The organism is Paraburkholderia sp. J11-2, assembly GCF_905220185.1.
Lineage (GTDB): Bacteria > Pseudomonadota > Gammaproteobacteria > Burkholderiales > Burkholderiaceae > Paraburkholderia.
In genome coordinates this window covers 32,525-55,549 of record NZ_CAJMYY010000027.1, presented here as the reverse complement: position 1 = coordinate 55,549, position 23,025 = coordinate 32,525, and the positions used below count along the sequence as shown (strand labels likewise).

General features: G+C 68.1%; 18 protein-coding genes. 4 read left to right on the top strand and 14 right to left on the bottom strand.

Annotated features, from left to right (window positions below; genetic code table 11):
• Positions 1 to 93 precede the first annotated feature (93 nt).
• Entirely contained in the window at positions 94 to 1,911 is a 1,818-nt protein-coding gene (locus tag U5A57_RS31230; protein ID WP_321915539.1) for a trypsin-like peptidase domain-containing protein, read from the top strand.
• Positions 1,912 to 1,999: 88 nt separating this feature from the next.
• On the opposite strand, the gene U5A57_RS31225 is transcribed toward U5A57_RS31230, so the two are convergent.
• From U5A57_RS31225 to U5A57_RS31215, 3 genes are read right to left on the bottom strand one after another with little or no spacing between them, the layout of a single operon-like run.
• Positions 2,000 to 2,860 (bottom strand): anti-sigma factor, encoded by an 861-nt coding sequence (locus U5A57_RS31225; protein WP_321915538.1) that lies wholly within the window; start codon positions 2,858 to 2,860, stop codon positions 2,000 to 2,002.
• Positions 2,857 to 3,375, bottom strand: a complete 519-nt coding sequence (locus U5A57_RS31220; RefSeq protein WP_321915537.1) for a sigma-70 family RNA polymerase sigma factor — start codon at positions 3,373 to 3,375, stop codon at positions 2,857 to 2,859. The genes U5A57_RS31225 and U5A57_RS31220 overlap by 4 nt, the downstream gene beginning before the upstream one ends.
• Positions 3,376 to 3,430: 55 nt before the next feature.
• Positions 3,431 to 4,207 (bottom strand): transcriptional regulator, encoded by a 777-nt coding sequence (locus U5A57_RS31215; RefSeq protein WP_321915536.1) that lies wholly within the window; start codon positions 4,205 to 4,207, stop codon positions 3,431 to 3,433.
• A gap of 226 nt (positions 4,208 to 4,433) precedes the next feature.
• Here U5A57_RS31215 and U5A57_RS31210 point away from each other — a divergent pair, with 226 nt between their 5' ends.
• Complete coding sequence (locus U5A57_RS31210) at positions 4,434 to 6,626, top strand: hypothetical protein (protein WP_321915535.1); 2,193 nt, start codon at positions 4,434 to 4,436, stop codon at positions 6,624 to 6,626.
• Between the two features lie 11 nt (positions 6,627 to 6,637).
• Here U5A57_RS31210 and U5A57_RS31205 read toward each other — a convergent pair whose 3' ends face one another.
• From U5A57_RS31205 to aroQ, 11 genes are all read right to left on the bottom strand, one after another.
• Positions 6,638 to 7,621 carry a diguanylate cyclase gene (locus U5A57_RS31205; protein WP_321915608.1) on the bottom strand — a complete coding sequence of 328 codons (984 nt, stop codon included), beginning with the start codon at positions 7,619 to 7,621 and terminating at the stop codon, positions 6,638 to 6,640.
• A gap of 202 nt (positions 7,622 to 7,823) precedes the next feature.
• Complete coding sequence (locus U5A57_RS31200) at positions 7,824 to 8,849, bottom strand: chemotaxis response regulator protein-glutamate methylesterase (RefSeq protein ID WP_321915534.1); 1,026 nt, start codon at positions 8,847 to 8,849, stop codon at positions 7,824 to 7,826.
• Positions 8,846 to 11,167 (bottom strand): hybrid sensor histidine kinase/response regulator, encoded by a 2,322-nt coding sequence (locus U5A57_RS31195; protein WP_321915533.1) that lies wholly within the window; start codon positions 11,165 to 11,167, stop codon positions 8,846 to 8,848. Before U5A57_RS31195 ends, U5A57_RS31200 begins: the two co-directional genes overlap by 4 nt.
• Positions 11,164 to 11,871, bottom strand: coding sequence for a chemotaxis protein CheW (locus U5A57_RS31190; RefSeq protein WP_321915532.1), 708 nt, complete (start codon positions 11,869 to 11,871; stop codon positions 11,164 to 11,166). Before U5A57_RS31190 ends, U5A57_RS31195 begins: the two co-directional genes overlap by 4 nt.
• Positions 11,864 to 13,345, bottom strand: coding sequence for a CheR family methyltransferase (locus U5A57_RS31185; protein WP_321915531.1), 1,482 nt, complete (start codon positions 13,343 to 13,345; stop codon positions 11,864 to 11,866). The genes U5A57_RS31190 and U5A57_RS31185 overlap by 8 nt, the downstream gene beginning before the upstream one ends.
• Complete coding sequence (locus U5A57_RS31180; RefSeq protein ID WP_321915530.1) at positions 13,342 to 13,836, bottom strand: chemotaxis protein CheW; 495 nt, start codon at positions 13,834 to 13,836, stop codon at positions 13,342 to 13,344. The genes U5A57_RS31185 and U5A57_RS31180 overlap by 4 nt, the downstream gene beginning before the upstream one ends.
• 13 nt (positions 13,837 to 13,849) lie before the next feature.
• On the bottom strand, positions 13,850 to 15,523 hold the full coding sequence (locus tag U5A57_RS31175) for a methyl-accepting chemotaxis protein (RefSeq protein WP_321915529.1): 1,674 nt from the start codon (positions 15,521 to 15,523) through the stop codon (positions 13,850 to 13,852).
• A gap of 349 nt (positions 15,524 to 15,872) precedes the next feature.
• Positions 15,873 to 16,541, bottom strand: coding sequence for a TetR/AcrR family transcriptional regulator (locus tag U5A57_RS31170; protein ID WP_321915528.1), 669 nt, complete (start codon positions 16,539 to 16,541; stop codon positions 15,873 to 15,875).
• A 120-nt stretch (positions 16,542 to 16,661) separates the two neighbouring features.
• Positions 16,662 to 17,954 carry an MFS transporter gene (locus U5A57_RS31165; RefSeq protein ID WP_321915607.1) on the bottom strand — a complete coding sequence of 431 codons (1,293 nt, stop codon included), beginning with the start codon at positions 17,952 to 17,954 and terminating at the stop codon, positions 16,662 to 16,664.
• A 92-nt stretch (positions 17,955 to 18,046) separates the two neighbouring features.
• Complete coding sequence (locus tag U5A57_RS31160; RefSeq protein ID WP_321915527.1) at positions 18,047 to 18,958, bottom strand: shikimate dehydrogenase; 912 nt, start codon at positions 18,956 to 18,958, stop codon at positions 18,047 to 18,049.
• Positions 18,955 to 19,410 carry a type II 3-dehydroquinate dehydratase gene (aroQ, locus tag U5A57_RS31155; RefSeq protein WP_321915526.1) on the bottom strand — a complete coding sequence of 152 codons (456 nt, stop codon included), beginning with the start codon at positions 19,408 to 19,410 and terminating at the stop codon, positions 18,955 to 18,957. Before aroQ ends, U5A57_RS31160 begins: the two co-directional genes overlap by 4 nt.
• A gap of 306 nt (positions 19,411 to 19,716) precedes the next feature.
• Here aroQ and U5A57_RS31150 point away from each other — a divergent pair, with 306 nt between their 5' ends.
• Both U5A57_RS31150 and U5A57_RS31145 read left to right on the top strand, forming a co-directional pair.
• Positions 19,717 to 21,633 (top strand): bifunctional sugar phosphate isomerase/epimerase/4-hydroxyphenylpyruvate dioxygenase family protein, encoded by a 1,917-nt coding sequence (locus U5A57_RS31150; RefSeq protein ID WP_321915606.1) that lies wholly within the window; start codon positions 19,717 to 19,719, stop codon positions 21,631 to 21,633.
• 120 nt (positions 21,634 to 21,753) lie between these two features.
• Entirely contained in the window at positions 21,754 to 22,932 is a 1,179-nt protein-coding gene (locus tag U5A57_RS31145; protein ID WP_321915525.1) for a porin, read from the top strand.
• Positions 22,933 to 23,025: the final 93 nt, after the last annotated feature.

Here is a 23,025-nt window from a genome sequence, read left to right as displayed (position 1 = left end):
CTTGTGGCGTGACTACACTATGTGCGTCGGCATTCGTTTGCTATCCGCGTTCGCGTGCCGCCCGCCAGCACGATGACCACTGGGAGGTGTGCTGTGCTCCGCCTGAACTTCGCCCGCAATTCGCGCTCCGCGGCAGCGCTTGCCTTGGCGCTTGCCAGCGCTTTCTGTTTTGATGCTAACGCGGCCACGCCGCCTGCGGCCCCCACCAAGCCGCCCGCCAGTAAAGCAGCCGCCGATAAGGCCGCAAACGACAAGGCGGCTAACGACAAGGCCGCCAGCGACAAGGCAGCCGCGCAGCCGGCCGCCGCCGAGACGTCCGCGCCGGCGGCCGCCACACCCGACTTCTTCTCGCTCGCCGAGCGCTACGGTCCCGCCGTCGTGCACGTGATCGCGCGCAGCGCCGACGACCCGTCCGCGCAGCCCGAGCAGGAGGCCATCGACGCCGACGATCCTTTCTTCGCCTTCTTCAGGCGCGCGCCGAAGCCGGCGTCCGACGCGGACGCCAGCGGGCCGCGCGTGATGACAGGCATGGGCTCCGGGTTCATCGTCAGCCCCGATGGCGTCGTGCTCACCACGGCGCATGTCGTCGACAGCGCCGGGCAGGTGACCGTGCGGCTCACGGACAAGCGCGAGTTCAAGGCGGAGGTGGTCGGCGTCGACCCGCAAAGCGACGTTGCCGTGCTGCAGATCGACGCGCACGGTCTGCCGTTCGTGAAGCTCGCCGAAACGGCGAAGGTGCACGCCGGTGAGCCGGTGCTCTCGATCGGCTCGCCGGACAGTTACCAGAACACCGTGACGACGGGCATCCTCAGCGCGACTTCGCGCACGCTGCCCGACGGCAAGTCGTTCCCGTTCCTCCAGACCGACGTGGCGGTCAACCCCGACAACTCCGGCGGGCCGATCTTCAATCGCGCGGGCGAGGTGATCGGCATCGACGTGCAGATCTACGCCGACACCGGCCGCTACGGCGGCCTGACCTTCGCGATTCCGATCGACGCCGCCAACCAGTTCCGCGCCCAGTTGCAGGCGAGCAAGGCGGCGAACGCCGGCGGCGCCAATGCGGCGAACGCGGCGAATGGAGCCAACGGGGCAAACGCGGGCAACGGCGGCACGATCCGCACGTTCGGCATGCAGGTCGAAGACGTGAGCCCCGGGCTCGCGGCGGCGCTCGGCTTGCCGCACGCGGGCGGCGCGCTCGTCGATTCCGTCGACCCCGCCTCGCCCATGGGCAAAGCGGGTATCCGGGCCGGCGACGTGATCATGCAGGTCGGCACCAAACCCGTCGACCGGGCCGCGACGCTCGCCGCCGCGCTCGCAGCGGTGCCGCCCGCCACGCCGGCTGCGCTCAAGGTGATCCGCAACCGGCGCCCGGCGGTGGCCGGGTTCTCGAACACCGCGTACGAGGCCAAGGCGGAGGATGCGCCTGCTGCTGCGGCAGGCGCAGCAGGCGCAACAGGGGCAGCAGCGGCACAGGCAGCCGACGCCGAACAGGCAGCGGAAAAGACCGACGCGCCAGTCGCGCCCGCCGCCGGGGATGCGGCAAGCAAGGCGCCGCCGGCCAATGTGCACGCCATGAAGACGGTGATGACGGACACGGGCGCCCCGCTCGCCCAACCCGTCGCCGCGCAGGCCCCGCGCCACGCCGCGGACCGCATCGGCCTCGTCGCGCACGCGCTGAGCGAAGAGGAAAAGCGCTCAACCGGCCTGCCGCTCGGTTTGATGGTGGACGCTTCGACCGGCCCCGCCGCGACGGCGGGCGTGCGGGCTGGCGACGTCGTGCTGTCGCTCGACGACACGCTAGTCGAATCGCAGGAGGAAGCCGCCGCGCTCGAAGCCAAGGCGACGAAGAGCGTGTCGCTGCTGATTCAGCGCAACAACGCGCGCAGCTTTGTTGCGGTGAAGCTCAGGTGAAGCTCAGGTGAAGTTCAGCTGACAGGCCTGGAACAAACAAGCGCGGCACGGCGGCCTGACAAGCCGCCGTGCCCGCGCCCGGCGGTGCTCAACTCGGCGTCAACTGCGCATAAACGTCGTGCGCGAGCTGCAAAAGCGCCTTGCGGTCGATACCGCCGGAAAGCGCGTACCCGAAGTCGCCGTCCACCCAGTAGAACACGTTCACCGGTCCATCCTGATACAGCTTGAACGCCGTGGTGTTGGCGCTCGTCTTGCGGTGCGAGATACACAGCGTCACGCGCTCGCCTTGCGCGTTGTGATACATGAACTGCGCGACCTGGCCGCCGTCGTCGGCGGGCAACAAGCGCCCGCCCGAAAGCTCGAAGCCGCTCTTCGACAGCATCGGCGCGCGCACATTCGTGCCGAGCCGGTTGGCGAGCCACTTCACGAAGTCCTGCTCCTGGCTGTCGTCCATGGCGTCGGGCCGCACCACCGTCGGCATGTAGACCACGTGTGCGAGCGCCGCCTGCCGTGCGAAGCGCATGGAGCCGTCCGCGCTCACCGCGTGCAGCTCGCCGCCGCCCGCCACGCCTGCAGGTCCGCCTGTGGCGCCCGTGCCGCTCATGCCGTAGTGCATGCCCCAGCCGATTGCCACGCCCAGCACGAGCGTCGCCGCGAGGCCCGCGAAGCGCGGCCAGTTCGACGCCGGCCGCGTGTTTTGCACCGTTTGCACCTGCGGCTCGGGCTCGGGCGCGGCCACGCGCAGGCGCGCGGGCAGCGGCTCGTTGAGCACGCGGTCGTAACGCTCGTGCAGCAGGTTGTTGAGCGCGAAGAAGTCGCTCGCGCGCGCGGCAAGCTCGGGATTGCGCTCGAGTTCGCGCTCCACGTCGGCGCGGCGCGCCTCGGAAAGCGTGCCGTCCACGTAGGCGTGGATCTCGTCTTGCGTGACTGGATTTTGTTGTTCGCTCATCGCACCACCTTCAGATTCGCACGCGGGACGGAACCGGCCATGAGCGCGCGCAGGCGCTCACGTCCCCTCGACAGACGCGACATGACCGTACCGATCGGGATGTCCAGCGCCAATGCGACGTCGGCGTAACTCATTTCCTCCAGTCCTACCAAAAGCACCACTTCGCGCTGCTCCACCGGCAAGCGCTGCAGCGCGAAATCCAGATCGCGCACTTCGAGCGCGCCCGTCTGCGTGGCGGGCACGGCGTAGTCGGTTTCGGGCACGCTTTCGTCGTCGACGGAAACATGCGCGCCGCGCGCTGCCGACTTGCGCACCTGGTTCACGAAGATGTTGTGCATGATCGTGAAAAGCCAGGCGCGCAGGTCGGTGCCCGAGCGAAACAGCTCCGTGCGGGCGATCGCGCGCTCCAGCGTGTCCTGCACGAGGTCGTCGGCAAGCTCGCGGTTGTTGATCAGCGCGCGCGCGTAGCGTCGCAGGCGCGGCACGTGTTCTATCAGCTCGTCACGGATGTCCATGTTTCATCCTGGATTGCTGCAAGGGTCATTGCGCGGTTTGCATCGCCGGGTGGCTTCACGATCCTTCGCCCTCGCGCGCCGGCGGCGTGGCGAGCGTCGCGAGGTCCGCCGCGCGCATCAGGCCGCGCGTTTGCGCGTTGCCCGCGAGCACCCAGCGCGTGCCATGCTCGCGCCACATCAACAGCCTCAGCGGACCCGCGCGGTGCGCGCTCCATTGGGGCGCCGCGCCCGCCAGCCAGGCGCGGCTCGCGAGCAGCACCACGCGCTCGCCCTGGCTGTTCTCGTAGACATAGCGCTGCGCGTTCGCGAACGGGCCAACCCGCACTTCGCCGCCGCCCAGGAAGTGCAGGCCTGCCGCGCCGAAATCGAACGGCGCACGCGCCGCGCCTGCTTCCAGCGCCTCCGGCTGCCCGTTTTCGGCCTCCATCAACGCCATGACCGCGGCGTTGTTCAAGACTTGCTGCGACGGCTCAGTCACGGCGACCCACGCCAAGGCGGCGCTCGCCAGCGCCAGGGCCGCCGCGAGAGCGATAGCGTAGCGCAACACCCGCCCGCCTCGGGCCGTAGCGGTGCGCGGCTGCGCCGTCTGCGCGGCCTGCGCCGGGTATGCGTCGCGAATCTGCGCGTTCAGGCGCCGGTAGAACAGGATGCGATGCCATTCGCCGGGCTTGCCCGCAAGGTAGCGCCGCACATGCGCCGCCCGCGCGCCGGCGAGCGTGCCGTCGCTATAGGCCTGGATATCGGCTTCGGAAATCGGCGGCTCGTCGAGCGGCCCGCGGAACTTCATGATCGTGATGCGATGCTGATTGGGTGGCGATGCGGGGACTAACACGCGGCGGCGCCGATTATTCCTGCGGGCGGCGAAATTCCCCCTTTTGCATTCGCACGGCGCTCGAGCGATTTTGCGCTGCGCGGCCGCTCTTGCATCGCATCCGCATAAAAAAACGCCACATTACCCGCATTGAATAATATTTGAATTATTTCCTTAAAAGCGCGTGCGAGCATCACGCCCAACGGCCGCACACCTTGCGGCAGGTTCGTGATTTACGGGAATTCAAGTGAAAAATGCTGCTCGCCTCATCGCCTTGTCGCTCGCGCTGCAAGGTCTCGCCACTCACCCTGCCATTGCGCAAAGCACGCTCAACTACACCACGTCCTGGATCGGCAACAGCTTTGGTTTCGGCGACGGCAAGTGGATGCAGCAAGACGTGGAGGCCATTGCCGTCGCACCCGACGGCACCGTCTACGCGAACGCGCCGTGGGACGAAAGCGGCAGCGAGATCGGCGTCTACCGCGGCGGCGACAAGCTCGCCGTGGCCGGCAATACGCACGGCTGGGGCAATGCGGGCGGCGACGCCATCGCGGCGAACAGCACCTATGTGTATGCCGCGATGTCGATCGGCAACGAGAGCAACGGCCTCGTGGGCGCGGACTATCCGCCCGCCAACCAGACGTGGTTCGGCGTGACGCGCCGCCTGCGTTCGGACGTGACGCAAGGCGCGCCGTTCGCGAGCGGCATTGGCAACAGCGCGAACGCGACGAAGAACAGCTTTTTGCGCGTGCTCGCTGCGCCGAGCACTGGCGACGGCGCCGTGCGCGGCCTCGCAGCCACCGATACCGAGCTGTACGTTGCCGATACCGCCGACAACCGCATCGTGGTCTACGACGCGCAGACCATGCGTCAACTGCGCTCGTTCACCGTGCCCGCGCCGGGGCGCATTGCGCTCGCGAACGACGGCACGCTGTGGCTGATCCAGGGCTTGCAGGCCGCGAGCGGCCCGAGCATTGGCCACTACCGCAAGGACGGCACCGCGCTCAACGACGCGCCCGTGCTGCCCGCCGGCACTGTGCCCACCGACCTCGCCTTCGCGCCATCCGGCCAGCTCTCGATTGCCGACAACGGCCCCTCGCAGCAGATCCTGCTCTACGCGCGCGCGTCGAATGGCCAGATGACGGCAGCCGGCGCGCTGGGCACGCGCCAGGGCATCTTCCATGTCGTGGCGGGCACGCCCGGCGACTGGCGTTTCAACGGCATCGCCAGCATCGGCTACGACCAGGCGGGCAATCTGTACGTCGCGCAGAACGGCCAGGGACCGCGGCCGTACGGCACCGCCCTCGTCGGCCAGGGCGCGGTGCTGGAAAGCTACGCAATGGGCACACGCACGCTGGGCTGGCGCCTCGATGGCCTGACCTTCGTCGACGCCGCCGCCTTCGACCCCACCAACGCCGCGAACGTCTTCACCGGCTCCAAACGCTTTACGCTCGACTACCGCCAGGCGCCCGGCAAGCAATGGACCTATGCGGGCTTCACGCTCAACCGCTTCGCGTATCCGGACGATCCCGCGCTCCATTCCACGCGCGGCGTGCGCGGCTCGCCGATGGTGCGCCGCTTCAACGGCCGGCGCTTCCTCTACACGCTCGACCAGTACGCGCACTACCTGAACATCTACCGCTTCTCGAGCGCGACCGATGGCGAAGTCGCGATTCCCTCGGGCCTGCTCGCCCAGAATCCGATGCCGGGCACCTGGCCCGCCGGTCAACCGGCCTACGGCGAATGGATGTGGCGCGACGCGAACAGCGACGGCCATGTGGACGCGAGCGAGATCGCTTCGAACCCCTCCACGGGCGCAACCGTTGGCAACGGCTACTGGTGGGTGGACACGCCCGGCAATGTATGGCTCGCCACGCCGCTTTCGGGCATTCGCGAGATGCCGATGCAAGGTCTCGACGCGCAGGGCAATCCCCAGTACACCTATGCATCGTCGAAGATGTTCGCAATGCCGGCGCCGTTCAACCGCATTGCGCGCATTGTCTACGTGGCCGAAACCGACACGATGTACATCACCGGATTCACGGCGAATATTCCGTGGGACGCGTCGCACTGGAAGGAAGCGGGGCCTGTGCTCGCACGTTACGACAACTGGTCGAGCGGTTCGCCCACGCTCACATGGCAGGCGTCGTTGCCCTGGAACACGAGCAGCAGTCCGCAGGTGACCACGGTGGGCATTGCGGTGGCCGGCAACTACGTGTTCATCGCGGAGCTCTACACGCAGAAGATCGACGTGTACGACGCGCGCAGCGGCCAGCTCGCCGGCTCGATGACGCCCGGCGCCAACGTGGGCAGCACGAGCGGATGGGTGGACATTTATATGGGCATGAGCGCGGCGCAGCGCGATAACGGCGATTACGTCGTGCTCGTGGAGGACGACGCGCGCGCGAAAATCCTGATGTACGACTGGACGCCGCGGTAAACCTTCAGGCTTTACGAGCGCCCCGACACCTGCGTGGAAAACGCCACACGATTGCGCCCGTCGCGCTTGGCCCGATAGAGCGCGGCGTCGGCCTCCTCGATCAGCGCCGTTTCCGCGAGGCCCGGCGCGGGCGTGAGCGTGGCCACGCCAATGCTGATCGTGAGGTGCTCGCTCACGGCGGAGCCCACGTGCGGCAGTGCGAGTCCCGCCACGTCGCGGCGCATTTTCTCGGCGAGCAGCCGCGCGCCCGCGCTGCCCGTGCCCGGCAGGACGACTGCGAACTCCTCGCCGCCAAAGCGCGCCACGAGGTCGCGCGGCTGCCGGATCTCGCGGCGGATCGTCGTCGCCACCGAGCGCAGCACGTTGTCGCCCGCCACGTGGCCGTAGGTGTCGTTATACGGCTTGAAGTAGTCCACATCGATCATGAGCAGCGACACTTCGGTGCGCTCGCGCTCCGCGCGTTTCCACTCGGCGCTCAGGAATTCGTCCAGATAGCGCCGGTTCGAGAGGCCGGTGAGGCCATCCGAATGCGTGAGGCGGCGCAGTTCGAGGTTCGCGCGGAGCAGTTCCTGCTGCGAGCGGCGCAGCGCGCGATACGCCTCGTCGCGCTGGAGCATGTTTACGTAGGATCGCGAATGATATTTCACGCGGGCGATCAGCTCGACGCTGTCCGGCAGCTTCACGAGGTAATCGTTCGCGCCCGAGGCGAACGCCGCGCTCTTGATGGCGGGCTCTTCCTTGGTGGAGAGCACGATGATCGGCACGTCGCGCGTCGCGTCGTTCGCGCGATAAGCCCGCACGAGCGTGAGCCCGTCGGTGCCCGGCATCACGAGGTCCTGCAGGATCACGGTCGGGCGCACTTCCTCCGCCATGCGCACGGCCTGGTCGGGATGCGCGCAGTAGTGGAAGTCGATCTCGCGCTCGCTCGCGAGCGCCCGGCGCACGGCCTCGGCCACGATCGCCTGGTCGTCCACCAGCAGCACCATCATCGGCATGTCGGCGACGGGCAGCGTTTGCTCCAGCGCGCTGCGCACGGCGTCCAGCGCAACGGCGAGCGAGGCGTCGTCGGCGCTGCCGGGGTCGAGGGCGGCATCCGTGCCGCCCGTCTCGAGGCCCGTGCTGTCGGCAACGTTTGCGCTGATTGGAAGAGTGGACTTCTCGGTCATGATGTCGGTCGCGTCTCGTGATGGCTGGCGTCTAGCCGGCAGATTGATGCGGTGATTTCACCCGGCTCGCAAGCTCGGGGGCAATGGCGTCGAGCGGCAGGATCGCGCGCGCGGCGGAAAGCGCCGCCGCCGCCTTCGGCATGCCGTACACGGCGCTCGTCGCCTGGTCCTGGGCGATCGTGTGCCAGCCCTTCGCGCGCATCGCCTTCAGGCCAATGGCGCCGTCGCGCCCCATGCCGGTGAGCAGCACGCCGATCGCCTCGCCCGTCCAGCACTCGACGAGGCTGTGAAAGAAGGTATCGACAGAGGGGCGGTACGGTGTGTCGGCCGGCTCGCGAGTGTAAGCCAGCTTACCGCTCGCTGTCATGCGCAGATGATCGTTGGTCGCGGCGAGCAGCACGCATCCGGGCGCGGGCTGCTCGCCTTCGAGCGCAATGCGCACCGTGAGCGGTGTCTGGTCGTCGAGCCAGGCGGCCATGCCCGCCGCGAACGATTGGTCCACGTGCTGCACGATCACGATGCCCGCGCCGAAACCGGCAGGCAGCGCGCCGAGCACGGCGGCGAGCGCGCTGGGTCCGCCCGCCGAGGCGCCGATCGCAACGAGCGGCGCCTTCGGCATGCCTGGCGCAGTTGCGGCCGGCGCGCGCGCGGTGAAATCGGGCGCGCCGGATACGCGCCCGATCTGCTCGATCTTCGCGAGCAACAGGTCCATCGTGCGGCGCGTGTCGGGCCCGGCGAGCGTGGGGGTGTCCACGGCATCGAGCGCGCCCGCGCCCATCGCCTCGTACACGCGCCAGGCGTTCGCGCCCACGCTGCTCGTCACGATCAGAATGGGGCACGGCGAGCGCGCCATGATCTGCCGCGTGGCCTCCACGCCGTCGATCTTCGGCATCACGAGATCCATGAGGATCACGTCGGGCACTTGCGCCGCGCAGAACTGCACGGCTTCCTCGCCGTTCGCGGCGACCCACAGCACGCGATGGCCGTGCCGCGTCGCAATGGCCTGACGCAGCGCCTCGACGGCGAGCGGCATGTCGTTGGCGATACCGATTTTCATCCTGTCGACTCCCCGATCAGGTCGCTTACGGCGTCGAGCAGCGCTTCGTCGTGGAAGCTGCCCTTGGTCAGATAGTAGTCGGCGCCCGCGTCGAGGCCGCGCCGCCTGTCGTCTTCACGATCCTTGTACGAGACGATCATCACCGGCACGTTGCGATGCATCGCGTCGCCCTTGATCATCATGACGAGTTCGATGCCGTCCATGCGCGGCATGTCGACGTCGGTGATCACCAGGTCGAAGTGCGCATTGCGCAAGGTGTTCCAGCCGTCCATGCCGTCCACCGCCACGGTCACGTCATAGCCGCGCTTTTCGAGCAGCTTGCGCTCCAGCTCGCGCACCGTCAAGGAGTCCTCGACAACGAGAATACGCTTGCGTGCGCGCGCACCGTCAAGGGCTGCGCCGCGCGCCACGCCCGCGAGCTGACCGTCGCGCACGAGTCGCGCAACCGACGTCACGATGTCCTCCACGTCGACGATCAGCGCGACCTCGCCGTCGTCGAGCAACGCCGCCGCCGAGACGTTGCGCACCTTGCCCAGACGCGCATCGAGCGGCTGCACGGCGAGCGTGCGCTCGCCCGCGAAGCGGTCCACGGCCACGCCATAGAGGCCCGCCTCGCTGCCCACCAGCACCACGTTCAGGTCTTCCGTGGCCGCGGGTTCGGCGCCTGCCCCGAGCAATTGGCGCGCGGTGACGAGTCCCACCGGCCGCCCTTCGAAGGCAATGTGCTGCTGCCCTTCGAGCATTTCGATCGTGCTGCGCGGCACGCTGAGCGCGCGGCGCACGTGCGCGAGCGGAAATGCATAGGCTTCGCCCGCGACCTCGACGATCAGGCTGCGCACCACCGAGAGCGTGAGCGGCAACTGCAGCACGAAGCGCGTGCCCTGCCCCGCCGCGCTCTCGATGCGCACGGTGCCGCGCACGGCCTTCGCGAAGTTCTGCACGGCGTCGAGGCCGACGCCGCGGCCCGACACGTCGGTCACGGTGTCGCGCATCGAGAAGCCCGGCAGCAGCAGGAAGTCGAACAGTTCGGCGTCGGACATCGCGGCAACGGCCTGGGGCTGCGCGAGCGAGCGAGCGACGATGCTCGTGCGCAGCGCGTTCAGGTCGATACCCGCGCCGTCGTCGGCCACGGCGATCAGCAGTTTGCCCGCGCTATGGCGCGCTTCGAGCGTGAGACTTGCCTCTTCGGGCTTGCCGGCGCGCCGCCTTGCTTCGGGGTCCTCGATACCGTGATCGAGCGCGTTGCGCAGCAGGTGGCCGAGCGGCGCGTCGAGCATTTCGAGGATGTCCCGGTCCACTTGCGTCGACTCGCCGACAATCGCGAAGCGCACGCGCTTGCCGAGCGAGCGAGCAAGGTCGCGCACCACGCGCGGATACGTGTGCGCCGTGTCGCCGAACGGCCGCATGCGGCATTGCAGGGCCTCGTCGTAGAGGCGCTGCGCGAGTTGAGTGCCGCGCCGGTCAATGCGGTCGATGTCGTCGAATCGTTCGGATAGCTGATGATCCAGCGACGCCAGCGCATCGCGTATGCCGGCGAGCGCGGCGCGTGCGTCGGCGTCGAGCGCATCGGCGTGGCGTTCCTGGAACTGCCCCAGCGCCGCGAGCACGTCGCCCTGCGCGCGGCGCGTGCGCAAGAGACCTTCGGCGAACGGCCGCATGCGGCGCGACTCCACCAGCGATTCGCCTGCGAAACCGAGCAAGCGGTCGAGCGTGCCGGCGCGCACGCGCAGCATGCGCTCGGCGTCGGTTGAACGGGGCTGCGCGGGCCGCGCCAATGGCGCGGATTCGACTTCGCCGGATAACACGGCCTCAGGTTCCGGTTCGGATTCGTGCTCCGGCTCGGGCAGGCGCAGCGATGCCGCAAGCGCAGCGAGGTCGTCGGCTTCCGGCATTCGCACGCTCGCGTTGGCGTCAGCGTTCGCCGCGCCGGGCTGCACTACACCCTGCAGGCGCGCCGCGAACGCCGCAACCGCCTCGTGCGTTATCGGCACCGCCGCAACGTCGCCCGCCGCGCTCAGCAAGTCGATGCCAACGAGCAGCGCGTCGATGCGCGCCGCGTCGATGCGCAATTCGCCGCGCTGCGCCGCCACGAAGCAATCCTCCATCGCGCTCGCCACCTCGACCGCCTCCGGCAGTCCGACAATGCGCGCCGCGCCCTTGAGCGAGTGCGTGGCGCGCATGCACGCTTCGAGCGTAGAGGCATCGTCGGGAGCGGATTCGAGCGCGAGCAGGCCGGCGGAAAGCGTGCGCGTCTGCGCCGCCGCCTCCTCCTGGAAGAGATCGAGCAGCGAGCGGCGGCTCAGTTCGTCGTCGCTCATCGCAAACTCCTTGCAAGCGCATCGAATAGCACGTCGGCGTCGAGCACGCCCACCGAACGCCCGCGCCAGTGCGTCACGCCGCGCACATGCCGCCCAGCCGACTGCGCAAGCGTGGCGGGCGCGGGCAGCAGCGCATCGGCGCCGAAGCTCGTGACGCCCTCCACGGCGTCGACGGGAAACGCCGTCGTCGCACCCGCCCATTCGGTCACGAGCAGGCGCGGCGTGGCGGCGCGCCGTTGCGCGCCTGCCGTAGCGGCTTGCGGCATCGCAACTTCGATACGCAGAAGCGCCGCCAGCGATACCGCGAGCGTGAGCACGCCGCGCACGTTCACCACGCCCAGCACGGCAGCGCTGCGACGGTGCGGCAACGTGTGGATGGCGCGCGCTTCGTCCACATGGCGCAGCGCGGTAGCGGGCAGCGCGAGCCACTCGCCGCCCACGCGAAATACGAGCGAGCCTTCGTGGCGCGTTTGCGGGCCGGCAGACTCCGGCACACGTTCGGGCGCTAGCGCAGATGACGCAAGCGGCGCGGGCCGGTCGAGCATGCGCGCCGCCGCCTCTTCGAAAACCGGGCAATTCAGGCAGCGCACACACGTCTGAAGCCGCGGGCACGAGTTGTCGCCGAGCGTGCCGATGGTTTTCCAGCACGGGTCAAGCGGTTGCGCTGCGAGCACCAGGTCCTCCGTGAAGTCGCGCTCAGGCATGGGTACCTCCCGCATCCGCCGCGCCGCGCTGTGCCATCTCCTGCGCCACGCGCTTCGCGCGGCGCATCAGGCGGCGGGCACCCTCGCCGTCGCCCTGCACTTCGAGCAGCGCAGCCAGATGCGTGAGCGCTTCGTAGTGCGAAGGCTCCAGATAGATGGCCTTGCGATAGTGCGCGAGCGCTTCGGCGGCGCGGCCCTGCGCATCGGCGATCAGGCCGAGCAGGTACCAGGTGTCCGCATTTTGCGCCAGCGCCTTGGCCGCTTGAGCGGCGAGGCGTTCGGCCTCGTCGAGCGCACCGGCATCGGCTAAGCGCCGCGCGTCGGCGAGCGCGGCTTCGGGCGTGGCGCCCACACACTCCGCGCCCGCAGCCGGTGCGCGCACCACAGCGGCGGCGCGCGGAGCCGGCGCGCCGTGCAACGGCCGCAGCGTGTGGCGCGGCGGCGCAGGCCTTGCCCGGTGTGCCGCTGCGGCCACGGGCGCGTCGAGCGGCGTGAACACCGGCGCGCTGCCGAATGCGGGCGCCGCTGCCGTAGCCGCGATCACCGGCAGCGGCGTGAGCGCGGGCGGCACCGCTGCCGCCGGGCTCGCCGGATGATGATCCGTCGTCGCGCCGGGTTCGGGCGTGCGAAAACCGAACGCGAGCGGAATATAGGCGGACACCATTTCATGCCGCATCATCAGCCCGGTTTCCGCCGGTCCCACGAAGATCATGCCGCCCGCCGTGAGGCGCGCGCGCAGCAGGTCGATGGCGCGGTCCTGCGAGGCGCGGTCGAAATAGATCAGCACGTTGCGGCAGAAAATGAAGTCGTAACGCACCGGGTGCGGGGCGAGCCATTCGAACAGGTTCGCGCGCTCGAACGTCACGGCGCGCCGCACTGTTGCGGCGATACGCCAACCGTCGGGCGTCGCTTCGAAGTAGCGCTCGCGAAACGCGAGGCCGTCGCCGCGAAACGCATTGCGGCCGTACACCCCGCGCGCGGCCGCCGCGATGGACTGCGCACTGATGTCGATCGCGTCGATGGCGAACTGCTCGTGCGCGAGCCCCGCGTCGAGCAGCGCCATCGCCGCCGAGTAAGGCTCCTCGCCGCTCGAGCACGGCGCGCTCAGCACGCGCAGCACTTCGCCCGGCTGCGCGGCCAGCCGCTTCGCACCGAGGCGCGCGAGCGCGGCGAAGGCCTCGCGCTCGCGAAAAAACCAGGTCTCGGGCACCACGAGCGCGTCGATCAGCGCCTGGCGCTCGGCCGGCGTGGTCGCGAGTCGCTGCCAGTACGCTTCGCGCGCCCATTCAGGCAGCACGGCGCCGCTCATCCACTCCCTGCGCGTCTCGGCCGGATGCAGGTCCGCCTGAACCTCGAGCGTCACCGCCGCCCGTGCGCCCACCGCGCGCGCGAGCGCGTTGGCGCCCAGCGATTCGGCGTCGATGCCGGTTTCTTCGAGCAACCAGGCGGCGAAGCGCGGGTCGACCTGTCTCATGCCGCGCCTTGCCACGAAGGCGGGTCGGGAAAGAGCAGCGCACGCACGCGCGCGTCGAGCAGTTGGGCAACTTTCACCCACTGGACAAAACCGCGCTCGTCGCGCGCCACGGGCCCAAGCCACCGCGCTTCGGGCGTGGCGATGCCGCCTTCGGCGAAGCACTCGGGCGCGATCGACTGCGTGCGCGTCGCGCTTTCGAGCAGCAGCGCGAGGCGGCGCGGCGGCACCTGAGAGGCGGCCGCGCCAGCGTCGTCCTCGCGGTCATACACGAGCACGAGCCGCGTGGACATGAGCGCGCGCGCGGGCCGCCCGAGCGCGAGCATCGGCAGATCGACCACGGGCACGGGCGCGCCCTCGTAGTCGATCACGCCGGCGATATACGCGGGCGTGCCCGGAAACGCGCGCACGGGAGCGAGCGGCAGCACGTGCGCGATCTCGCGGGCATCGAGCGCGTAGCGCTCGCCGTCCAGTTCGAACACCAGGAAGAGCATCGCGGCTCCCGCGTCACGCCTCGATCCTGAACCGCGACACGCCGGTGCGCAGTTCGTTGGCGACGAGCGTGAGATTGTCGATGGCCTGCGACGACTGGCGCAGCGACTCCGCCGTCTGCTGGGCGGCTTCGGAAAGCTGCGTGAGCGCCTGGGTGATCTGCTCGGCGCTCGTGGCCTGCGCCTGCATGCCGTCGTTCACGACCTGGAAGCGCGGCGCGAGCGTCTGCACGGCACCGATGATCTGCGAAAGCTGCGCGCCCACGGCTTGCACGTCGTGCATGCCGCGCCGCACTTCTTCAGCGAACTTGTCCATGCCCATCACGCCCGCCGAGACGGCCGACTGGATCTCCTTCACGGTCTGCTCGATGTCGTAAGTGGCCACGGCCGTCTGGTCGGCGAGGCGGCGGATTTCGGTGGCGACCACCGAGAAGCCGCGCCCGTATTCGCCCGCCTTCTCCGCTTCGATCGCCGCGTTCAGCGAAAGCAGGTTGGTCTGGTCGGCCACCTTCGTGATCGTCGCCACGACCTGATTGATGCTCACGGCCTTTTCGTTGAGGATGGCGAGCTTGGCGTTCACCGAGCCCGCCGCTTCCATCACGCTGCGCATGGTGTCTTCCATATGCGTGAGGCCGCTCTGGCTCGTGCTGGCGAGCCCCGCCGACTGCTCGGCCACCGTCGCCACCTCGCTCATGGTGCGCACGAGGTCGCGCGCCGTGGCGAAAATCTCACGCGAAGTGGCGCCGATCTCGGTCGTGGTGGCGGCCGTCTCGCTCGCCGTGGCCTGCTGTTCCTTCGAGGTCGCGGCCACTTCGGCCACCGAGGTCGTAACCTGCAGCGACGACTTCTGCGCCTGGGCCACGAGGCTCGCCAGTTCGTCGCTCATGCGGTTGAAGCCGTCTTCCAGCACGCCGAATTCGTCGCCGCGGTTCAACGCGAGACGCTGCGAGAGGTTGCCGGTGCGCATGGAGTCGTGCACTTCCACGAGGCGCGCCATCGGCACGGTGATCGCGCGGTACAGCGCGTAGCCCGTAGCGAGCGCGGCGAGCAGCACGACAGCGAGTGCCGTGGCGAGTGTGATTTCCGTACCCGTGACCGAACTGCGAATGGTCTGAGCGGACTCGTCGGCCTGCTGACGGTTTTCGTCGACGAGCGCGTTGGCCGTGGCGAGCACCTCCTGCCATACCGGGCCGATCTGCATGAACGCGGCCTGCGCTGCCGGGCGCGACGCGGGCAACTGGCTGGCCACCGCTTTCGCCATCGGCAGATAGCGCGCGTAGGCGTCGCGAAAGCGCTGGAAGCGCTCGCGGTCGTCGGCGCGAAAGAGCGAGCGCTCGTATTGCCGCGCATTCTCCTCGACCTGCGCCATCGCCGTGGGCAACGCGGCGACATCGCGCGCAACGCTGTCCGCATCGGCGTCGACGAAGGCCGCACGCTCCACGAGGCTGTAGGTCTGATTGGCCGCCGCGCGCATGGAGGTCGCGTAGAACAGGCCCGGCACCGAATCGTGCGTGAGGCTCATCGCCTCGCTGTCGATGGCGCGCAGCCGGTCCCAGGAGATGGCGGCCGTGGCGAGCATCAGCACGAACAGCAAGCCGAAGCTGAGGACGATGCGCGTGCCGAGGGTGTAACGACCTTGAGTCTGTCGAGGCAGGCCGGCTTGGCCGGAACGGGGCATGGCGGTGCTCATTGCGCTTGGGGCTCTCCGGTGGCGTGGACCGGCGCACCGCCCCTGCCGGCGAGGCGGGGCGCGGCGGCGCACGGCGAGACCGCGCGCGGCGGCCTTGACCGCCGTAGTGTAATGCGTTTGCGTACTTTTTTGTGATAAGGAAGGTTAGCTGACAGCCACGCAGGACGGGGCTCACCGGGCTTTTGGAGATGAATTTGCAGCGCTCGCCGGAGCGTTTTGGCAGCACTGCGCGGCGCTCTACGAGGATGCGGGCGCGCCTTGACCCATGTTTGACCCTTGCTTGATCCATGCGTCGTGCATCGGCGGGCAAGCGCGAAGCGGCCAGGGCGGCCGCGTCCCCAGGTCCGGCTTACTTCTTCACGAAGCGCAGCGTGGCGTCGACGACCATCTCGCGATGGCGCGCGCGCAGGCGCGGATGCGACGGATCACGCCCGAACGCCGCGCCGAACGTGTGGCGGTTGCCCACGCGGTGAAAGCACATCGAGCTGATGAGCAAGTGCAGGTCGATCGGATCGATGTCGTCGCGGAACGCACCGCTTGCCACGCCGCGCGCGAGCAGGTCTTCGATCGTGCGGATCGCGCTGGCGTTGCGGCTGCGGAAGGTCTTCAGGCGCTCGATGTACTTCGCGCCGTGAATGTTCTCGATCGTCACGAGGCGCACGAAGTCGCGGTGGCGGTCGTGATAGTCGAAAGTGAATTCGACAAGCCGCCGCAGGCCTTCGGTAGGGTCCAGTTCGTCGATATGCAGGTCCAGCTCGAGCGCGCGAATGTCGCCGTAGACCTTGTCGAGCACCGCTTCGTACAACCCTTCCTTGCTGCCGAAGTAGTAGTACAGCATGCGCTTGGTGGTGTTGGTGCGCTCGGCAATCGCGTCGACTCGCGCACCGGCGAGACCCATCGCCGAGAACTCGGCGGTCGCGACTTCGAGGATATTGCGCTTGGTCTGCTCGGGATCGTACTTGCGCCGGCTTTCGGATTGAGCAACGTTGCGTTCGGCCGAAGCCGCCGGTCTTGCCATGTTTTTGTGGCCCGCAGCAGGGAAGGAATGCGGGCGATTCTAGCATGCGGGGCGCGGCCCTTTCTCAGGCGCCGCGCCCCGCAATCCAGCTCGAAGCCGCCCGGACGCGGCTTGCGCGCCTTACAACTCGATGCGCTTGATATCGCCCACGATGAAGATATACGAGGCCGCGCCGATCAGCGCGATCACGCCGATGAACACGAGCGCCCAGACGAACGAGCCCGTTGCGCCGACGATCAGCCCGACCACCAGCGGCGTGATGATGCCCGCGAGATTGGCGGCAAGGTTGAAGATGCCGCCCGTGAGTCCGAGCATGCCAGCCGGCGCGATATCCGAAACGAGCGTCCAGCCGAGCGCGGCCATGCCCTGCGCGAAGAACGCCACCGAAAGGATCGCGATGACGGCCACGTTGCTGTCCACGAAGTTCGCGAGAATGATGGTCGAGGCGAGCAGCAGTCCGGCGATGATCGGCAGCTTGCGCGCCACGTTGGCCGAGATGCCGCGGCGCAGCATCCAGTCCGAGAACGTGCCGCCGAACATCACGCCAATGGAGGCGGCAATGAACGGCATGATCGCGAAGAAGCCGATCTTGAGCCAGCCCATGTGGCGTTCGGTGGCGAGGTAGGTCGGGAACCACGTGAGGAAGAACACGAGCGTGGAGTTGCCCGCGAACTGCCCGAGGCAGATGCCCGCAAGCTGGCGGCGGCGCACCAGCTGGCCGGCCATGCGCCAGTCGAAGCCCTGCTTTTTCTCGCCTGCGGGTTGCGCGTCGGCCTTGCGCTCGTGGCGAGCGAGACCGCCGCCCGCCTCGATGTAATCGAGTTCGGCGCGGTTGGCTGCGGGGTGTTCGTGCGGCTCGCGATACAGGAACCACCACACGGCACCGAACGCGATCCCCACGGCGCCCACCACGTAGAACAGCGAGCGCCAGCCGTAAGCGCCCATCAGCGCGAAGAGGAACGGGCTAAAGAACGCAAGGCCGACATACTCGCCCACTGTATAGGTGCCGGTGGCGAACGCGCGCTCGCTTTGCGGGAACCACGTGGCGACCACGCGGCTGTTGGTCGGGAAGCACGGCGACTCGGCGGCGCCCAAACCCAGACGGCACGCGAACAGCGCGCCCACGCCGCTGATGAAGCCCTGTGCGAGCGTGCACATCGACCAGAGCGTCATCGAAAGCCAGTAGGTGAACTTGCTGCCGAAGCGGTCGAGGAACACGCCGCCGGGAATCTGCGCGACGACATAGCTCCAGGAGAACGCCGAGAACACGACGCCCATGAGCGCCGCGTTGATGCCCAGCTCCTTTGTGAGCTGTGGCGCCGCGATGCCGAGCACGGTGCGATCGAGGTAATTGATCATCGTGCCGACGGCCAGCAGGCCCAGGATGCGATAGCGCGCCTTCGAGCGGCGCATCGCGCCCTCCGCGGGCGTTGCTGCGGAAAGGGCCGGCGCGTCGCCGCGCCCCGTGGATACGGGTGGTGCCATGTCTCTCTCCAAACTGTTTGTTATGCGCCGGCGTTGGCCGCCAGCATGGATTGCAGATGCGCATACATGCGTTCCGCGTCGGGCTCGACGCCCGTGAACAGCCGGAACGCATCCACTGCCTGGTACACCGCCATGCCGCCGCCGCTGAGCGTGCGGCAGCCGCGCGCCTCGGCCGCTTCGAGCAGCGCCGTGCGGATCGGGAAATACACGATGTCGGCCACCCACAGCCGCTCGTGCAGATATTCCGCAGGCAACGGCATGCCGGGCAGCTTCGCCATGCCGGTGGGCGTGGCGTGGATGAGACCCGTGGCATGCTGGAGCACTTCGCGCAAATCGCCGCCCGCGCTCACACGGGCCGCCGGGAAGCGCGCCTGCAGTTCGCTGGCGAGCGATTCGGCGCGCGATCCATCCACGTCGAACAGCGTGAGCGTCTGGGCGCCCATCTGCAGCGCTGCGTGCGCGACTGCCGCGCCCGCGCCGCCGGCACCCAGTTGCACCACCGCCTCGAGCGAGACATCGGGCAGGCCGCGCTGGAACGCGCGCGCGAAACCCGACCAGTCGGTGTTGTGGCCGATGCGCTTGCCGTCGCGGAACAACACCGTGTTCACGGCGCCCAGCGCGCGGGCGTCGTCGGAGAGTTCGTCGAGCAGTTCGATCACGGCCTGCTTGCACGGATACGTGATGTTCAGGCCGTCGAAACCCATGCGCTCGGCGGCGAGCAACAACTCGGGGAGCGCGGCGGGCGTGAGCTTCAGCGCTTCGAGGTCGATGCGCCGGTACACATAGTTGAAGCCGAGTTCGCGGCCTTCCTGCTCCTGCATTGCGGGCGTTAGCGAGCCGCTAATGCCGGAGCCGATCAGCCCGCAGAGAAATGAATGGGCGGTTGCACGCGCGCCGAGCGCGTTCGTTTTGCCTGAGTTCTGCGCGCTCATTTCGCCACCTTTTTCGCGAGCAGCGTAGCCATGCGCTCCAGCGCGAGCACATACCCCTGCGTGCCGCAGCCAACGATGATCGCCTCTGCGATCGGCGAAACGAAGGAATGGTGCCGGAACGCCTCGCGCTTGTGCACGTTCGAAATATGGACCTCGATCACGGGCTTTGCGATCGCGGAAAGCGCATCGGCAATCGCCACCGACGTATGCGTATAGGCCGCCGGATTGATGACGATGCCGTCTGCGCGCGTACGCGCTTCGTGAATCCAGTCGATCAACTGATGCTCGGCGTTCGACTGGCGAAAATCGATCTCGAGCCCAAGACGCCCCGCCGCTTCGCGGCACAGGTTGGCAACGTCATCTAACGTTTCAGCGCCGTAGATCGCGGGCTCCCGCGTTCCCAGCAGATTCAGGTTCGGCCCGTTCAGGACCAGTACCGAAGGCATTCCCATTACACACACTCCAGAACAACTTGACGACCGGCGCGGCGCATACTGAGCAACCGACGCATGCTTCACCGCATGGTCGCAAGTGTGCCGCGAAGCGGTCCAGCGGTCACCTGGGGTTTGCCAGAATTTGTACTAACTAGTTAGTTTGGCGTATCCTTCGGACACTCCAGCGGCAAGTGTGCCTGCGGTGCGCCAGTGAGTTAATCGCCCGCCCCACGCCGCCGCGCCGGACCCTTGTTCAACACCGCAGTTGCAGTCAGCCCGTTCGCCATGCCCATGTCCAAGCCGCTCCACACCCCCTCTCGCGCGCTGCGCCGCTCGATCGCCACGGTGTCGATCAGCGGCACGCTCGCCGAAAAGCTCGCCGCCATCCGCGCCGCGGGTTTCGATGCCGTCGAGATCTTCGAAAACGATCTGCTCTATTTCGAAGGCTCACCCGCCGACGTGCGCCGCATGGCTGGCGATCTCGGGCTCGATATCGTGCTGTACCAGCCGTTCCGCGATTTCGAGGGCGTCGCGCCCGAGCGCCTCGCACGCAACGTCGAACGCGTGAAGCGCAAGTTCGACGTGATGCACCAACTGGGCACGGATCGTTTGCTGGTGTGCAGCAACGTCTCGCCCGAAACGATCTGCGACGACGGCCTCGCCGCCGAGCAGCTCGGCGCGCTCGCGCAAGCCGCCGCTGAGGCAGGCGTGACGATCTGCTATGAAGCGCTCGCGTGGGGACGCCACGTGCGCACCTATGGCCACGCGTGGCGGATCGTCAACACGGTGAATCACGCGAACCTCACGCTCGCGCTGGACAGCTTCCACACGCTCTCGCTCGACGACACGCCCGACGGTATCGCCGCGATTCCGGGCGAACGCATCGGCTTCGTGCAGATCGCCGACGCGCCGAGAATGCAGATGGACGTGCTCGAATGGAGCCGGCACTATCGTTGCTTCCCGGGCCAGGGCGACTTCGCGCTTGCCGATTTCACGGCGCAGGTGGTGAAAAGCGGCTACACGGGCCCGCTCTCGCTCGAAATCTTCAACGACGGCTTTCGCGGCGCGCCGCCCGCCGCCACGGCCGCCGACGGTCATCGCTCGCTGCTGCTGCTCGAATCGCTCACGCGCGAGACGCTGCAAGCGGAGCATGTCGAAGCGAGCGCGCTCTACCATCCGAGCGCCGCGCCCGCGCACGCGCAGTGGCAGTTCCTCGAATTCGCCGTGGACGACACGGCGCGCGCGCACGTGGCGAACTGGCTCGAAACGCTGCATTTCCGCCGCGCGGGCCAGCATCGCTCGAAGGATGTAACGCTCTATCAGCACGGCTCGGCCGCCATCGTGCTGAACGCCGAGCCCGACTCGTTCGCCGACGCCTTTTTCCAGCGTCATGGGCTCTCGCTGTGCGCATCGGCGTTTCGCGTGGACGATGCACGCCAGGCGCTCGAACGCGCCGCGGGTTTCGGCTACCAGCCGTTCTCGGGCCGCGTGGGTCCGAACGAGCGCGTGGTGCCCGCCGTCCAGGGGCCGGACGGCAGTCTTAACTATTTCGTTAACGAGGAGCCGGGTCAGCCCACGCTCTTCGAAGCCGATTTCGCGCTCACCGATATCGATGGCCCGGTCGAGGTAGGCCCGATCTCGGGCATCGATCATGTGAGCCTTTCGCTGCCGGCCGGCTCGTTCGACTCCTGGGTGTTGTTCCTGAAGTCGGTGTTCGGGCTCGAAGCTACGCCCGCCGTGCTGCTGCCCGATCCGTATGGGCTCGTGCGCAGCCGCGCGCTCATGAGCCGCGACCGCGGGCTGCGCGTCGTGCTCAACGCCTCGGTGGACCAGCACACAGCCGCGGCGGAAACCGTGCGCGCCTACCACGGCACGGGCCTGAACCATGTGGCGTTCAACACGAGCGACATCTTCCGCGCGGTGACCGAGTTCGAGGCGGCCGGCGTGCCGCTCCTGCGCGTGCCGGCAAATTACTACGACGATCTCGACGCGCGCCACGCCCTCGACCCCGAGTTTCTCGACGCGCTGCGCGAGCACAACCTGCTCTACGACCGCGACGAACGCGGCGGCGAGTTCCTGCACGCCTACACGGAAACGCTCGACCAGCGCTTCTTCCTGGAGATCGTGGAGCGGCGCGGCGGCTACGACGGCTACGGCGCGCCCAACGCCGCTGTGCGCCTCGCGGCGCAAGCGCGCCAGCGTGCGCTTGCCGCAAAGGGGGCGCACGAACTGCAAGATTGATGTACACGCAGTCGATTTAGTCACTTCCCGCAGCAGTACGCACGCCGCATCGACCTGAAAATCGGGCGGCGTAGCAAAGAAAACAATAAGCAGTCCAAATCTCACCGGAGACACACGACGATGAAGAAAACAGGCCTTGGTCTTGGTACGCTTGTCGCGACTGGCGCAGCCCTTGTGGCGAGCCCCGCATTTTCGCAAAGCAGCGTCACACTCTACGGCGCCGTCGACGACGCCATCACTTACGTCAACAACCAGAACGGTCACTCGAACGTTTATCTGCGCCAGGGCAACCTGTATGCGTCGAAGTTCGGCTTGCAGGGCAAGGAGGATCTCGGCGGCGGCACGTTCGCGATCTTCGACCTGCAAAACGGCTTCGACCTCAACAGCGGCGCCCTTTCGTCGAGCGGACTGATCTTCAATCGCCAGGCCTACGTCGGCCTGCAAAACCAGAATCTGGGCACGTTCACGGCCGGCCGCCAGTACACGCCGTATTACCTGTTCGTCGGCCCGCTCACGGGTAGCGCCTGGCTCACCGGCGCGACCGGCGCGCACCCCGGCGACATCGACGGTCTCGACACGACCGTGCGCATCAACAATTCGGCCACCTACACCTCGCCGACCTTTTACGGCGTGCAGGCAAGCGCCATGTACGCGCTCGGCGGCATTGCGGGCAGCACCGGCAAGGGTCAGACGTGGAGCGCCGCGCTGCGCTATTCCGCCGGCCCGTTGAGCCTCGCGGCGGCCATCCTGCGCATGGACAACGCGCAGCTGACGAGCGGCTTCGACAGCTCGTCCACCGGCAGCTTCGGCAAGTCCTCACTGAACACGGGCTATGTCTCCGCAAGCGCGGTCCAGCACATCGCGGCGGCCGGCAACTACACGATCGGCAACCTGATCGTCGGCGCCTCGTATTCGAACGTTCAGTACATCGCGGGCGGCAAGTCGATCTTCCACGACACGGCCATCTTCAACACCTGGGCGGCGCTCGCGGTGTATCGCTTCACGCCGGCCTTCGACGTGGGCGGCGGCTTCGCTTACACGCTCGCTTCGCAGGCCAACGGCATCACGAGCGCGGCGCGCTACCAGCAATACTCACTCAAGGAGGCATACCACCTCTCGAAGCGCACCACGCTCTACGCCCTGCAGGCCTACCAGCACGCGGGCGGCCAGACGCTCGGCGCGAACGGCGCGGGCAACATCGTCAACGCGAGCCCGGCCGTGGGCGACTCGCAGAACGCCACGCCCTCGTCCACGCGCTCGCAGTTCGTCGGCATGGCGGGTATCGCGCTGTTGTTCTGATCGGTTAGCGGGGGCCGTTCGGATGGCTCCCGGTTCCCCCTCAACCCCTCGACGCAGCGGCACGGCGCTGAGTACACTCGCGGGTATCGCCTC